This window comes from Nesterenkonia aethiopica (genome assembly GCF_039534665.1).
GTDB lineage: Bacteria > Actinomycetota > Actinomycetes > Actinomycetales > Micrococcaceae > Nesterenkonia > Nesterenkonia aethiopica.
The window spans coordinates 40,298-54,577 of the sequence record NZ_BAAAVT010000018.1; the positions used below are offsets into that span (position 1 = coordinate 40,298).

General features: G+C 71.9%; 12 protein-coding genes. 4 read left to right on the forward strand and 8 right to left on the reverse strand.

What is annotated here, in order from left to right; translation table 11 throughout:
* The first annotated feature begins 61 nt into the window (after positions 1 to 61).
* A complete protein-coding gene (locus ABD658_RS13025) occupies positions 62 to 1,594 on the forward strand; it encodes an OFA family MFS transporter (protein ID WP_344681570.1) in 1,533 nt (510 codons plus the stop codon).
* Between the two features lie 143 nt (positions 1,595 to 1,737).
* Here ABD658_RS13025 and ABD658_RS13030 read toward each other — a convergent pair whose 3' ends face one another.
* From ABD658_RS13030 to ABD658_RS13045, 4 genes are all read right to left on the reverse strand, one after another.
* The gene (locus ABD658_RS13030; protein ID WP_344681572.1) at positions 1,738 to 2,673 is read right to left on the reverse strand and encodes an alpha/beta hydrolase; all 936 of its coding nucleotides are present in this window, start codon (positions 2,671 to 2,673) and stop codon (positions 1,738 to 1,740) included.
* 114 nt (positions 2,674 to 2,787) lie between these two features.
* A complete protein-coding gene (locus ABD658_RS13035) occupies positions 2,788 to 4,944 on the reverse strand; it encodes an iron ABC transporter permease (RefSeq protein ID WP_344681574.1) in 2,157 nt (718 codons plus the stop codon).
* 44 nt (positions 4,945 to 4,988) lie between these two features.
* The gene (locus tag ABD658_RS13040; protein WP_070160300.1) at positions 4,989 to 5,996 is read right to left on the reverse strand and encodes an ABC transporter substrate-binding protein; all 1,008 of its coding nucleotides are present in this window, start codon (positions 5,994 to 5,996) and stop codon (positions 4,989 to 4,991) included.
* A 107-nt stretch (positions 5,997 to 6,103) separates the two neighbouring features.
* Positions 6,104 to 6,925, reverse strand: coding sequence for an ABC transporter ATP-binding protein (locus ABD658_RS13045; protein ID WP_344681576.1), 822 nt, complete (start codon positions 6,923 to 6,925; stop codon positions 6,104 to 6,106).
* 495 nt (positions 6,926 to 7,420) lie between these two features.
* Here ABD658_RS13045 and ABD658_RS13050 point away from each other — a divergent pair, with 495 nt between their 5' ends.
* From ABD658_RS13050 to ABD658_RS13060, 3 genes are read left to right on the forward strand one after another with little or no spacing between them, the layout of a single operon-like run.
* A complete protein-coding gene (locus tag ABD658_RS13050) occupies positions 7,421 to 8,593 on the forward strand; it encodes a FecCD family ABC transporter permease (RefSeq protein ID WP_344681578.1) in 1,173 nt (390 codons plus the stop codon).
* A gap of 27 nt (positions 8,594 to 8,620) precedes the next feature.
* Positions 8,621 to 9,646, forward strand: coding sequence for an ABC transporter substrate-binding protein (locus tag ABD658_RS13055; protein ID WP_344681580.1), 1,026 nt, complete (start codon positions 8,621 to 8,623; stop codon positions 9,644 to 9,646).
* On the forward strand, positions 9,633 to 10,463 hold the full coding sequence (locus ABD658_RS13060; protein WP_344681582.1) for an ABC transporter ATP-binding protein: 831 nt from the start codon (positions 9,633 to 9,635) through the stop codon (positions 10,461 to 10,463). The genes ABD658_RS13055 and ABD658_RS13060 overlap by 14 nt, the downstream gene beginning before the upstream one ends.
* Positions 10,464 to 10,744: 281 nt before the next feature.
* Here ABD658_RS13060 and ABD658_RS13065 read toward each other — a convergent pair whose 3' ends face one another.
* Genes ABD658_RS13065 through ABD658_RS13080 form a run of 4 tightly spaced genes read right to left on the reverse strand, consistent with a single transcriptional unit; the run spans position 10,745 to position 14,278 of the window.
* Positions 10,745 to 11,275 carry a Fur family transcriptional regulator gene (locus ABD658_RS13065; RefSeq protein WP_344681584.1) on the reverse strand — a complete coding sequence of 177 codons (531 nt, stop codon included), beginning with the start codon at positions 11,273 to 11,275 and terminating at the stop codon, positions 10,745 to 10,747.
* Entirely contained in the window at positions 11,272 to 11,859 is a 588-nt protein-coding gene (locus tag ABD658_RS13070; RefSeq protein WP_344681586.1) for a TetR/AcrR family transcriptional regulator, read from the reverse strand. Before ABD658_RS13070 ends, ABD658_RS13065 begins: the two co-directional genes overlap by 4 nt.
* Positions 11,856 to 12,542 (reverse strand): TetR/AcrR family transcriptional regulator, encoded by a 687-nt coding sequence (locus tag ABD658_RS13075; RefSeq protein ID WP_344681588.1) that lies wholly within the window; start codon positions 12,540 to 12,542, stop codon positions 11,856 to 11,858. Before ABD658_RS13075 ends, ABD658_RS13070 begins: the two co-directional genes overlap by 4 nt.
* An 11-nt stretch (positions 12,543 to 12,553) precedes the next feature.
* Positions 12,554 to 14,278 (reverse strand): purine-cytosine permease family protein, encoded by a 1,725-nt coding sequence (locus tag ABD658_RS13080; protein ID WP_344681590.1) that lies wholly within the window; start codon positions 14,276 to 14,278, stop codon positions 12,554 to 12,556.
* Between the last annotated feature and the right edge of the window lie 2 nt (positions 14,279 to 14,280).

The window sequence follows — 14,280 nt, forward strand, 5'->3', positions numbered from 1 at the left end:
CGGATCGGGGCGTACCAGCGCTCAGGTTTCATGATCTGCAGCACACGTCCCGGGAGGTCCCATGTCCGTCGCCGTCGCTGAGCGGTCCGCGCCCCTGCAGCGGATCACCGCCGGCCCAGGGTTCAACCGGTGGCTCATCCCACCGGCGGCGCTGTCCATCCATCTGTGCATCGGCCAGGCCTATGCCACCAGCGTGTACAAGACCTCGTTGGTGGCGCATTTCGAGACCAGCCTGACCGCCGTCGGGGTGATCTTCTCGCTGGCGATCGTCATGCTGGGCCTCTCCGCGGCGATCTTCGGCACCTGGGTGGACCGCAACGGGCCCCGGCGGGCCATGATCGCCTCGGCAGTGTGCTGGGCCACCGGGTTCTTCGTCGGAGCGGCCGGGATCCTCACCTCGCAGCTGTGGCTGGTCTATCTCGGCTACGGGGTGATCGGCGGCATCGGGCTGGGCATCGGCTACATCTCTCCGGTCTCCACCCTGATGAAGTGGTTCCCGGACCGCCCGGGACTGGCCACCGGGATGGCGATCATGGGCTTCGGCGGCGGAGCGATGATCGCCAGCCCCGTGTCCTCCTCCTTGCTGAGCCTCTACGACCCCGCCTATGACCCCGCCACCGGCGTGTATTCAGGGACCGCCGTCGCAGGGCTGTTCCTGACCCTCGGCGCCGTCTACCTGGCGGTGATGCTGTTCGGCGCCTGGCTGGTGCGCGTCCCCGCCCCCGGCTGGACGCCCGAGGGCTACGACCCCTCCCAGGAGAAGAAGAAGGCCCTGGTCACCAGCGGGCACGTCACAGCGAACCGGGCACTGCGGACTCCGCAGTTCTGGCTGCTGTGGATCATCCTGTTCTGCAACGTCACCGCCGGCATCGGCATCCTGGAGCAGGCAGCCCCCATGATCCAGGACTTCTTCCGCTCGAACGGGACCACGGTGATCGCCGGTGCGGCGGCCGCCGGATTCGTCGGCTTCCTCAGCCTGACGAACATGGCCGGCCGCTTCGTGTGGTCCTCCACCTCCGACCTCGTGGGCCGGAAGAACATCTACATGCTCTACCTGGGCGGCGGCGTGGTGCTCTACACCCTGCTGGCACTCCAGGGATCGGGCTCGGTGATCCTGTTCATCCTGCTGGCCGGCATCATCCTCAGCTTCTACGGCGGCGGCTTCGCCACGATCCCCGCGTATCTGCGCGACTTGTTCGGCACCCTGGAGGTCGGGGCCATCCACGGGCGGCTGCTCACCGCCTGGTCCTGCGCCGGCGTGATGGGCCCGCTGATCATCAACGGCTTCCTGGACGCCCGAGGTGAGCCCGGGAGCCTCACCGCCGCGGACTACCGGCCCGCCCTGCTCACCATGGTGGGACTGCTGGTGATCGGGCTGATCGCGAACGTCCTGGTCCGTGCCGTCGACGAGAAGCACCACGTCAGCACGTCTTCCGGGGACCCGACGACGACGGCCCACGACTCAGCGACACCGCAGGTCGAACCGGCCGGCGCCCCGCGGGTGCCTCTGTGGCTGCCCTGGGCCGTCGTTGCGATCCCCCTGGCCTACGGGGTGCTGCAGACGGCGATCAACGCGCTGGGGCTGTTCGCCTGAGCGGAAGCGAGCTCACCCCACGCAGACTCCCACGCCCCCACAAGATTCTCCCGCCCCCACACGATTCGAGGGGCTCAGGAACCTGGACGGGGCGGAACGACTGGTTCGGGGACGCGAGGACGCATCCCGCTGCGCCCGCGCGCTCACACTCGGCTGAGCAGCCCCTGACGGTCCAGCCAGTCGAACCAGAGGTCGATCCACGCGTCCACGGGGGTGCCGGTGACCCGGGCTCCGAAGCCGTGCAGCGCCCCGGGATAGATGTGCCCCTCCACCGCTGCGCCGCTGAGGCGCCAGGTGTCGATGAGCTCCAGCACATCCCCGGCGCACAGCGGGTCGTGGACGTCGACCAGCGTGAACAGATCCGGAAGGCCCGGCTCCACCTCGAATCCGGCCTCCGGCAACCGTCCCCCGTAGATGCAGGCCAAGGAGCCCGGCCGCCTCTGCGGATCCTCGGCGGCGACGGCGGCTGAGATGGCGTACGCGCCCGCGGAGAAGCCGATCGCGCTCACCCGGTCGGCGTCCACGCCCCACTCCCCGGACCGACTCCGGATCAGCGCCAACGCGTCCTCGACGTCGTCGACCGCCAATCGCTGATGTCCGCCCCGGGTGTCCACCACATCGGAGTCTTCGCTCGGCGAGAAGGCGCTGGCCAGGTGGGCTCCGAAGTCCTCCAGCGTCTCACCGGTATGTCCCAGCCGGTACTTCAGGACGAACGCCGCCAACCCACGCTCCCGCAGGAGATGGGCGACGTCGGCCCCCTCGCTGTCCATCGACAGCTTCAGGAAGGCCCCGCCGGGGGCGATCAGCACCGCTGCACCCGTGGCCGTGCCGGGATCCGGCAGATAGGGGATCAGCGTGGGCCGGGTGACGTTGCGCAGGCGGTATCCGCCGTCATTGCGGCGCAGCGCCTGCTCGCGGTCCGGGACACCGTCGGCAGGGCGCAGCGGGACCTCCGGCCCGGTGGCGCCCAGCAGGGTGGGCTCGGTGATGGTGAACGCCTGGGCGAAATGCCGGGCCAGGTCCTCGTAGCTGGGCTCCGGGTTCTGCTCCGGCGTCTGGTCTGGCATCGTCTCCGGCATGTCGTCGCCTCGCATCCTCGCCGCTGGTCCTCTTCTCCCTTCAGACTCTAGCCGACCTGACGTGACGGGCTTCACCCTCCGCGACGACAGGAGCCGTCCGGCCGGGCCCCGCGCTCAGGCCCGCGCCGGCGTCGTCGCCTGGGTGGTGCGGGAGGTGGACCGCTTGAGCAGCCACAGCAGGTACGGGGGGCCGATGACCGCGACCACCAGGCCCGCCGGCAGCTGATCGGGTGCGATGACGGTCCGGCCGAAGGTGTCCGACAGGGAGACCAGTGCGGCGCCCAGCATGGCGGAGACCGGCAGGAACCACCGGTGCTCCCGGCCCACCAGCATGCGCGCCAGGTGCGGGGCGGCCAGACCGACGAAGCTGATCACCCCGACGGCGATCACCGCGACGGCGGCCAGCAGCACGGCGATGCTCAGAGCCACCCCGCGCACCACCGGCAGGGAGACCCCGAGGATCCTCGGGGTGACATCGTCGATGCCCACCAGGTCCAGCTCCCGCCGCAGCGCCAGCAGCACCGGCACGGCGACCACCAGGAGCAGCAGCATCGGCCCCAGATCCCGCCAGGCGGTGCCGAAGGTGGACCCTCCGAGCCAGGAGATCGCCATGGCCTGATTGTGCGGGTGCGTGGTGGCGATGAGCAGCTGGGTGATCGCCTGCGCGGCGGTCATCACGCCGATGCCCACCAACACCACCGTCTCCGGGGAGCTGGTGCGCGAGCTGGCCAGGGAGAACACGATCAGGCCGGCCAGGACGGCACCGGCCGCGGCTCCTGCTGACATGGTCCACGCCGAGGAGGCCGGCAGCACGATCAGCGCGATCACCGCGCCCGCTCCCCCGGAGGCCGCCACTCCGAGGATGCCGGGTTCGGCCAGCGGATTCCGCGTCACGGTCTGCACCAACCCTCCGGCCACGGCCAGCACGGCGCCGGCCAGCAGAGCGGCCGCCACGCGGGGGGCGCGGAAGTCCAGGGAGATCTCGATGGCCCGCGGCGCCTGCCCCTGCAGCCACAGGGCCAGATCCCCCACGCGCAGCCACCAGTCACCCAGCAGCATGCCGGCGGCCACCAGTCCCAGCAGCAGGACGCCCACAGTGACGACGACGGCGAGCCTCCGCGAGAGCCGCACCCCCGAGGGAAGCCCCATGGCGGCGATCTCCTGGCTGCTGCCGCCGCTGCGCATGCGCAGGGCGAGCACCACCAGGAACACGGCGCCGATCAGAGAGGTCACCACTCCGGTGGGGATGCCGACCGCCAGGTTGAGGTCTGTGAAGCCGAAGATGCCGCCCAGGAAGATGGCCCGCACCCCGACGTCGGCTCCGAGGACGATCAGCGCCCCGAGCAGTCCGGAGCCCGCCATGGCCCAGCCGAAGCGGCCGAAGCGGATCACCCGGGTGGACAGCAGCCGCACGATGGCCGGGGCGCACAGCCCCACGAAGCCCAGCGGCCCCACCATGGTCACCGCGGAGGAGGCCAGCAGCACCGAGCAGACCAGCAGCCCACCGCGGACCAGGCCGACTCGCACGCCCATCGACTGGGCGGTGTCGCTGCCCAGGGAGAGCACATCAGTGGCCCGGGACAGCACCACCAGCACGGCCAGGGCCACGAGCACCACCGGCAGCAGGCGCAGCACCGCGCCGATCCCGGAGAGGTTCAGGGTGCCGGATCCCCACAGGAACAGCCCCTGGGTGGACTGGGCGTGGATCATCAGCAGCGCCGAGGTCACCGAGGCCAGCCCCATGGCCACCACGGTGCCGGCCAGCACCAGGCGGATGGGCGCGGACTCGGAGAAGCCGGTCAGCGCCAGCACCAGCCCCGCGGCGGCGAAGCCCCCGACGAAGGCCAGGGCGGCGGAGCTCAGCAGCGGCAGCGACAGCCCGAAGGCCGCCGCCGTGGTCAGCGCCAGGTGCGCCCCGGCGTTGACGGCCAGCGTGTCCGGGGAGGCCAGCGGGTTGCGGGTCATGGCCTGCAGCGCGCAGCCGGCGATGCCCAGCACCACGCCCACCACGAGACCGCCCACCAGCCGTGGCAGGCGGGAGTCCAGGGCGATGGCGGTCAGCTGGGCGTCCTGACCGGTGACGACGGCGGACAGCAGGTCCCGGGCGCTGACCCCGGAGGTGCCCTGAGTCAGGTGCACCGCGGAGAGCAGCACCAGAAGCCCCAGCCCCACCATCAGGGTGAGCAGCACCAGGGAGCGGGCCTTCGCCGGGGTGGTGCGCGCCGCGGCGGCGCTGGTGCGCACCGCCAGAGCGTCCTTCTGCTGGGTCACGGGTGTCCGCCGTCGTCTCGTGTCAGTCGAAGCCGAAGCGGCGCTCAGGCGTCGTCGGCGACGGTCTCAGCGAGCTGCTCGGTCCACTGCATGGCCGAGCCGGGACCGCCGTAGAGCCAGGTGCGCTCGATGACGTGCATGCGGTCGTTCTCCACGAAGCCCAGCGAGTTCCAGGTGGAGTTGTCCTCCAGCGGAGCGAAGGGGTCCTCCGGCTCGGTGGAGGCGGTCCACCAGAAGAACTCGGTGTCGTCCGGCAGCGCGGTGAGGCCTTCGACGTCGGAGGAGCTGATCGCCCAGCCGGCGTCGCCCTCCTCCTCCCAGGCCGGGGTGAGGCCGATCTCTTCGCCCACGGCGCTGACCATGGCGCCGGGTCCGTGGAGCCGGAAGGTGGCGGTGTTGCCCTCCACCGAGGGGTAGACGACCACGAAGGGCGTGTCCTCGGCGTCGGCCTCGTTGAGGGTCTCCCGAGCGTCGGTGAGGGTCTGCTCGTAGTCGTCCCAGACCTGCTCGGCGTCGTCCTGCGCTCCGATCAGCTCCCCGATCTGGAAGAACGTGCGCTCCATGTGGCCCAGCGGGTCGGAGGCGTCGGCGGACTCCTGCAGCACCACCGGGGCGATCTCCTCCAGGTCCTCCAGCATGCCGTCCGGCACGGACTCCTCGGCGCCGATGATGAGGTCCGGGTTCGCCTGGCCGATCGCTTCGATGCTGGGCTCGGTGCGCAGGCCGACGTCGACGACGTCCTCGTCGTCGATCTCCGCGGCGGAGGCCCACGCCTCGTAGCCTTCCAGGTCGGCCACGCCCACGAGGTTGCCGCCGAGCAGGGCGACGTTCTCGGTCTGGGCCCATTCCAGGGTGACGACGCGCTGCGCGGGAGCGTCGAGGGTGATCTCTTCGCCGGAGTGGTCGGTGACGGTGACCGGGCCGGTCTCCGCGTCGGTGCCGGTGTCCTCGTCGGTGTCGACGTCAGTGGTGCCGCAGGCGGTCAGCGCCAGGGATCCGATGGCGGCCAGGGACAGCAGCCAGCGGGTGGAGGGGGCATCGGTGAGGGTCATGGTGTCCTTTCGGGACGTGAGGGGTTCAGGGCTGCTCGGGTGCGACGCCCGCAGCCGACCCGGACGGCACGGGGCCGCCCGAGCAGATGGGGAGGATCGGGGGGGGATCAGGCCGGCACGGGCAGGGTCCGGGAGTCGTCCCGGGTCTGGGCGGCGGACGGATCCTCGGCGCTGCGTCCCCGGCGTCCGGCGCGCCGGGCACGGACGGCGAGCCCGCCGTCGGGCAGGGAGGTGACGTCGATGGGCACGCGATAGACCTCGGTGAGCCGCTCCGAGGTCATCACCGCGGACGGAGACCCGGCCGCGACGACCCGCCCCTCCTCGAGGAGGACCACGTGATCGGCGATGTCGGCGGCCTGCTCCAGGTCATGCAGCACGACGCCGATGGTCAGGCCGTGGACGTCGGCAAGGTCCCGGATGAGGTCCAGCAGGCTCATCTGGTGCTTCAGGTCCAGGAACGTGGTGGGCTCGTCGAGCAGCAGCACGTCGGTCTGCTGGGCCAGGCAGGTGGCCAGCCAGACCCGCTGCAGCTGACCGCCGGAGAGCTCAGTGACCGGCCGGTGACGCAGATCCTCCAGCCCGGCGAGCGCCACGGCCCGTTCCACGGCCTCCGCACCTCCAGGATCGGTGCGGCGGAACCGGCCCCGGTGGGGGTGGCGTCCGAGCTCGACCACCTCGGCCACCGTCAGCCCGGTCGGCGTGGGCCGCTGCTGGGCGAGGATCGTGAGCCGCTTGGCGAAGCTGCGCGGCGAGAAGCTGGTGATGTCGACGTCGTCGAGGCTCACCTGGCCCTCGGCGTCGGCCAGTCGGCACATGCCGCGCAGCAGCGTGGTCTTGCCGCTGCCGTTGGGGCCGATCAGCGCGGTGACCCCGCCGGGCAGCAGCTCGGCGTCGACGCCGTGGACGATGCGGTGGGGACCGTAGGACACGGACACCTCGCTGGCGCGGAGCGAGGTCCGGGACGTCTGCGCCGAGTCCGGGTGCGTAAGGTTCGACAGCACGGGGTCATTTTGCACATCTGCATCTTACTCAATCAAGCATAGGTTCACCTAAGAGATGTGAGGAACGCATCCCCGAACGGGCCTCCCGAACCCCACGCACCGGCGAGGATCCGCACCATGCGGGCCATTCACGGGGTCCAGATCACACGACACGACGGTGTCATATCACCCCGGCATGCCCCATCATCAGGTGATCTCACCGGTTCGTGTCTGCGGCAGTGTGAGCGATTCGTCCCCCGCACGCGCTTCTCGTGGAGGCATGACCCCACCTCGGCGCGCCGCCGCGCCAGGCTCAGCGCACGAATCCGGCCCGGGATGTAACACGGCTGACATGTCGAGGTCCCCAGGCTTCATGCGACATCGTTGCAGGACGGGACTGCGGCGCCACGGCGTCGGCAGCTCCCCCCGACGGACAGGACGCAGATGACCCTCACCGGCACCGGCTCGGCCGCTCGGGTCGGCCGCACGCGGCGCCCTCCTGCTGCCGTCCTTCCAGCCCCGGGACACGCCGCCACCGGTGGCGCGGCCCCCACCGGCCCACGCCGTCACGGCCTCACCTCCGGTCCCCGGCGCCGTGCGGCCGGGTGGACCATCGGCCTCTCGGCGGCGCTGCTGGTCTCCGTCCTGGTCTGCGTGGGCATCGGTCCCGCACCCATCGCCCCGGCCACGGTCGCCGGGGTGATCGCCCACCAGCTCGGCCTGCCCGTGACGCCCACGTGGACGGACGCCCAGGAGGCGATCGTGTGGACGATGCGCGTGCCGCGTGTGCTGCTCGGTGCCGCCGTCGGGGCCGGTCTGGCGCTGTGCGGAGCCGCCCTGCAGGCCATGGTCCGCAACGTCCTGGCTGATCCCTACATCCTCGGCATCTCCGGAGGCGCGTCCACCGGGGCCGCCGGAGCCATCCTCTTCGGATTCGGCGCCGGCGCCGGGCAGCAGGCGCTGCCGCTGAGCGCCTTCCTCGGAGCCATGGCCGCCTCCCTGCTGGTCCTCGTCGTCGCCCGGTCCCAGGGTCAGGTGACCTCGCTGCGCCTGCTGCTCGCGGGTGTGGCCGTCGGCTATGCCCTCTCGGCCACCACCAGCTTCCTGATCTTCGCCTCAGACGATGCCGAGGGCTCCCGGACGGTCATGTTCTGGCTGCTGGGGTCCCTCTCCCTGGCGCGCTGGGACCCGTTCCTGCTGCTGGTGCTCGCCCTGGTGGGCGCCAGTGCGATGGTGCTGATGCTCTGGTCCCGGCGGCTCGACGCCCTCGCCCACGGCGACGAGACCGCTCGGGCTCTGGGAGTCCGCCCGACGCAGGCCCGCGTCCAGGTCCTCACAGTCGTCTCCCTGGGCACCGGGGCGATGGTGGCCGCCGCCGGGGCGATCGGCTTCGTCGGGCTGGTCGTGCCGCATCTGGGCCGCCGCCTGGTCGGCGCCGTCCACGCGCGGCTGCTCCCCGTGGTCGCCCTCCTCGGCGCAGTGCTGCTGATCTGGGCCGATGCCCTGTCCCGCGTCCTCATGCAGCCCCGGGAGCTGCCCATCGGGATCATCACCGCCCTGGTGGGCGCGCCCTTCCTGCTCCTGCTGATCCGCCGCATGCACGCCCGGACCTCCTGACCGGATCCACCCCTCGGAAGGACTCCCATGACTCCCGGACCCCGCCAGCCCCACTCCGCTGCCCCAGCAGCGCCGGCCGCCCTCGCGGCGCTGTCGGTGCTGTCGGCGCTGGCGGTGCTGGCCCTCAGCGGATGCGCGGACGAGGGCACCGCCGCGGAGCCAGAGCGCGGCGACGCGGTGACCGTGACCGACTGCGGCCGCGAGGTGGCCTTCGAGGCCGCTCCCGAGCGGGTCATCCTTCTGGAGACCGCCCCGGTGACCATCCTGGACGGCCTGGGAGTGATGGACCGCGTCGTCGCCCGGGCCGGGGACTTCCCCGCGGGGTACTACTCTGCGGAGCTGGCACGGCAGATCCAGGACATCCCCTCGCTCTCAGAGGATCTGGACGCCTCCGGGCATCTCATGCTCTCCCAGGAGGAGGTCGTCGCCCAGGAGCCGGACCTCGCCCTGGGGCTGCCCGACGGCGTCACCCGGGACGGGCTCGGCGACGCCGGCATCGCGGTGCTGGAGCAGGAGCTGCACTGCCCGAACCACGGCACGGACGCAGACTTCGAGACCCTCTGGGCGGAGATCGACCGGCTGGGCACCGTGTTCCGCGCCCCGGAGGAGGCCACCACGCTGATCGACGAGCTGCAGGACCGGGTCGCCGCCGTCGAGACCAGCGACGCCGTCCGGCAGGAGTCGCGCACCGCCGCCGTGCTGTACCCATCGGTCGGCGGCGGGCCCGTCTACGCCTACGGCACCGGATCCATGGCCCAGCCGCAGCTCGAGGCGGCCGGACTGGAGAACGTGTTCGCCGACGTCTCCGAGCGGGTCTTCGAGGTCCAGACCGAGGAGCTGGTGGACCGGGACCCGGAGGTTCTGATCCTGCTGCACCAAGGAGAGCCCGACGGCGTCGCCGAGGCTGTGACCTCCCTGCCCGGCGCGGAGACGGTGCGAGCCGTGGAGGACGGGTCGATCATCGTGCAGCGGTTCAACTTCACCGAACCGGCGTCGCCGCTGACGGTGGAGGGCCTGGAACGTATCACCGAGGAACTGCATGCCGACCGCTGACCCGCCTCCGGTCCTGCACACCTTCGGCCTCGACTGCGCCGTCGGCGCCGGGCGCGGCAGGCGCGTGATCCTCCGCGACGTCGCCCTCACGGTCGCCGCCGGGGAGGTGGTGGGGCTCATCGGCCCCAACGGCGGCGGAAAGACCACGCTGCTGCGGACGCTCAGCGGGGCGCTGCCCCCGGCCCGCGGGCAGGTGCTGCTGCACGGGCGCCCCCTCCACCGACTCACCGCCCGACAGACCGCCCGGGAGGTCGCTCTGGTGGCCCAGGAGCCCTCGGGAGAGCTGGCGCTCAGCGTGGCCGAGACGGTGCTGCTGGGACGCACCCCACACCTGGGTATGCTCCAGCGCCAAAGCCGCCACGATGAGGAGATCGCCGAGCGTGCCCTGAGAGAGGTGGGAGTGCACCACCTGGCCCCGCAGGAGGTCAGCAGCCTCTCCGGCGGCGAGCGGCAGCGGGTGATGATAGCCCGCGCACTGGCGCAGGAGGCCACCTGCCTGCTGCTGGACGAGCCCACCAACCACCTCGACATCGGGTTCCAGCACCAGGTGCTGCAGCTGCTGCGCGGACTGCGCATCACCACGGTGGTGGTGCTCCACGATCTCAACCTCGCCGCCCGCTACTGCGACCGGCTCCTGCTGCTCGACGACGGCGGCGTGCGCGCCTCCGGGCGGCCGGACGACGTGCTCGCCCCCGACCTGCTGGACGAGGTCTACGGCGTCGGAGCCGACCCGGTGGCGGCCTCCGACGGCACCGCCCAGCTGCTGTTCCGCCGCGAGGCGAGACCGCCCAGCACCCCGAAGGAGCACCGCCCATGAGCGTCCAGGACGCCCTGGACGACCACTGGACCCGGTGGGCCCCGACGATGAGGCGCAGCAGCAGAGCCGGCTGAGCAACCCCCCAGGAGACCGGAGCCTGGGGGCGCGTCTGGTGTCCCGCACTCCCTTCGACCCCGGCGCGCGTCCTCGACGTCGGCACCGGCACCGCCCCGGCCCGTGGAGCGCCGCCGCTGGCTGGGGCCGAGGACATCTCCGTCGTCGCCGAGAGCGCATCGCGCGGGCGGGGTTCAGCGACGTCATCGTGGAGGAGCTGCCGGAGATCATGGAGCGGGAGAGGTGCCGTGACAACCAGGGCAGCGACCGAGCAGCGTGGAGCGCTGAAGGTCCAGGCGGAAGCCGACTCTCCCCTCCAGCACGGCCGCGAGCTCCTCGAGCTCCCGGCGGGGCAGCGCCGTCACGGCGTCGCAGCGGTCGCAGTGACCATGCAGATGCGAGGCCGAGGCCAGATGGTAGGCCGCCGCCCCTCCCGGCAGCTGCCGGACCGAGACCAGCCCCAGGGCGGAGAAGACCTCCAAGGTCCGGTACACGGTGGTGCGGTGGACTCCTCGGGCCGCCAGCAGGCTGGCCAGCTCATCGGCGCTGAGATGCTTGTGACGCCCCGCCAGCACCTCCAGCACCGCCCGCCGGGCGGCGGTGAGCCGCTCACCGGCCTGGCGCAGTCGACCCAGCGCCTCCTCGACCAGCCGCCGCTGGCCGCCGTCGTGCAGGACGTCGTGCAGGACGTCGTGCAGGACGTCGTGTGCGTGCTCGACCGCGGCGGGGCCGGGTGCGGGCCGGGGGCAGCCGCTCATCGGTCGCCCGCCGGTGCCCGCAGTGCGTCCAGCAGCGCCTCGGCGGCCCAGCCTGCGGCGTCGGCGACGTCCCGGACCTCCGGCCCCACCTGACGGTCCAGCGCCACCCAGGCGGACGCGGAGTCCAGGTGGCACAGGGCTGCGACGAGCCCTGCACGCTCCTGCGCGCCGACCCACGGTGTCTCCTGGCGGATCAGCTCGTCGAGCCGAGCGGCGTCCGGGGCCGTGCCCAGGCCGGCGTCGCCCCGTGTGGCGGCCTCCGCCGCCAGATGGGCGAGCTCAGGGCGGCGCGCGTAGGCCTCCATGGACTCCCGCACGATGAGCGGCAGGTCGAAGATCGACTCGGCCGAGCGGCGGGTGAAGACCGCATGCTCCAACCAAGAGGCGGCCGCCAGCTGCAGCTCGCCCCGGGTCCCGTAGTGCCGGAACACCGTGCGCTCCCCCATCCCGGCGCGCCGGGCCACCAGCCGGAAGGAGACGTCGTCGGAGCCCAGCTCCTCCACCAGCTCGGCGAAGGCCGAGAGGATCCTCGCCTGCGTGCGGCTCAGGCCCAGACTCTCCGCAGGATCCTGCCCAGCGGTCACCGGTGCGCCTCCTGAGTTCGGCTTCCCTCTCCTGCGCCCGCGCCCCGCCCGAGGGCGACCTCCGCCGTGTCCACCGCCGTGTCCACCGCCGTGTCCACCGCCGTGTCCCGGGCAGTGTCCCGGGCAGTGTCCCGGGCAGTGTCGAACCTGCCGGTGAGCCGCTCCGCGGACTGGCGGAACGCCGCGGTGACGGCTGCGGCGTCCATGGCGAAGCCGGCGCGGCAGCGGGCCCAGAACTGGGCCGAGGAGAAGTGCACGAGCCCTCCGGTGAGCCGGGCGACGTCCCGACGTCCGAGCCGGGGCAGCTCGCCGGCGACCATGGTCGCCACGGCCTCGGAGAAGAAGCTGGGATGGACCGGTCCCACCGGGGAGACCACCTCGGCGCGCGCCACCACCAGGGCATGCCCCGGTGCGGCGTCGAAGGCTGAGAATCGGCGCTCCGCCGCGCGGAGGAACTCCTCCCAGGTGAGGAAGGTCGGCACCGGGAAGGTCCCGTCCTCCAACGCCCGAGCGACGGCGGTCAGCAGATGCCCCTGCGTGGGGAAATGCCGGTAGACGGTGCGTTCGGAGACGCCGACGGCCTCGGCCAACCGGCTGTAGGGCACGTCGTCGAACGGAGCCAGCGGCATCGTCTCGGCGGCGCAGGCCACGATGGCCTCCGCCGTCTGCGGCTGTGCGCCCATCCTGCCCGCTCTCATCTCATCACCGCCCCACCCCGGGCCTGCCTGTCCACCATCTGCGGCGTCCCCCGCGTCTCCCACGGCGGCGCCGCCGTGGCGGACCCGCCGTCGGCCGGCAGCACATAGCGGTCGGCATCGGCGAGGGTCAGCGCCAGCGAGGAGATGTGCTGGGTCTCCCCGAAGGGCCCGGGTTCCGCTGAGGCCAGCATATCGGGGCGTTCGAAGGTGTATCCGGTGACGTGGCAGCGCAACCGCGCCGCCGACGGGCTGCCCTGGTCGTCGATCAGCGGCAGGTCGATGCCGTCCCAGCGGCGCCGCAGATACCACTGTCCCCGGGTCAGGGCCGCGACGGTGGGCGTCACGACGGCGGCCACCAGGATCGCCACGCCCACGGCGAAGGGCCGCAGAGCCTCTCCGAAGACGCCGAAGAACGTCAGCAGCGACAGCAGCGAGGCCGCGCCCACCGAGACCAGACCCACGGGGTTCCAGTCATGCAGCATGCCCCGACGATGCTCCGGCACCACCGGGGAGATGCCCAGAAGACGCTTGTTCACGGCGATGTCCACCGCCACGGTCACGAGCCAGGCCATCACCACGTTGGCGTACAGGCTCAGCACGAAGGACATCAGCGCGAAGACGTCCATGACCATCAGACCGTAGGCCGCCGAGAGGTTGACCAGCACGAACGGTGTCCGGCCCGGATACCGTCTGGTGAGGCGCGTGCAGGCGTTCAGGCAGGCCAGCGAGCCCGAGTAGCCGTTGGTCACGTTGATCTTCACCTGAGCCACCACCACCAGCGTCATCGCCAGCACGACGGCCAGCCAGTCCGGCATGAGCCGCTCGTAGAGGCCCAGGATCTGCACCACCGGCTCCGCGGCACGGCCGCCGAGGGTGGGATCCACGCGCGCAAGCACATAGACCGCCAGGAAGACGCCGATCATCTGCTTCGCGCCGCTGAACGCCACCCAGCCGGGCCCAGCCAGCAGCACCGAGGCCCACCAGCGCCCGCGGTTCGCCCGCGTGCGCGGCGGCATGAACCGCAGGTAGTCGAGCTGTTCGGCCAGCTGCGGAGCCAGCGCGAAGCACACGGCGGCGCAGGCGACGACGGCTCCCAGCTCGACCACGCCCTCCCCCGCGCCGTCGAAGGCCAGGAAGGACTCCACGACGTCGGGATCGGTGAGCACCACCCAGACCAGCGGAACCAGCGCCAGCACGAGCCACAGCGGGGTGGTCCACCGCTGGAGTCGTTCCAGGGCCCGCATGCCGAAGAAGACGATGGGGATCACCACCAGGGTGGAGAGCAGATACCCCACCGGCAGCGCGACGCCCAGCCCGACGTGCAGCGCCTGGGCCATGATCGCCCCCTCCAGGGCGAAGAAGAGACAGGTGAACCCGGCGAAGATCAGCGTGGTGATGACCGAGCCGCGGTAGCCGAAGCCGCAGCCGCGGGTCAGCAGGTCGATGTCCAGGTTGTAGCGGGCCGCATACACGCTGATCGGCAGGCCCACCAGGAAGATGATCACCGAGGCCAGCAGGATCCCCAGCAGGGCGTTGAGCGTCCCATGCTCCATCCCGATGCTGGCCCCGATGGAGAAGTCGGCCAGGAAGGCGATGGATCCCAGCGCGGTGCCGCCCACGGCCAGGGTGCTCCAGCGGCGGAAGCTGCGGGGGACGTAGCGGAAGGCGTAGTCCTCCAGGCTGTCCTCCGCCGCGCGCCGTGCCCGCTCTGCCGCCGTCATCG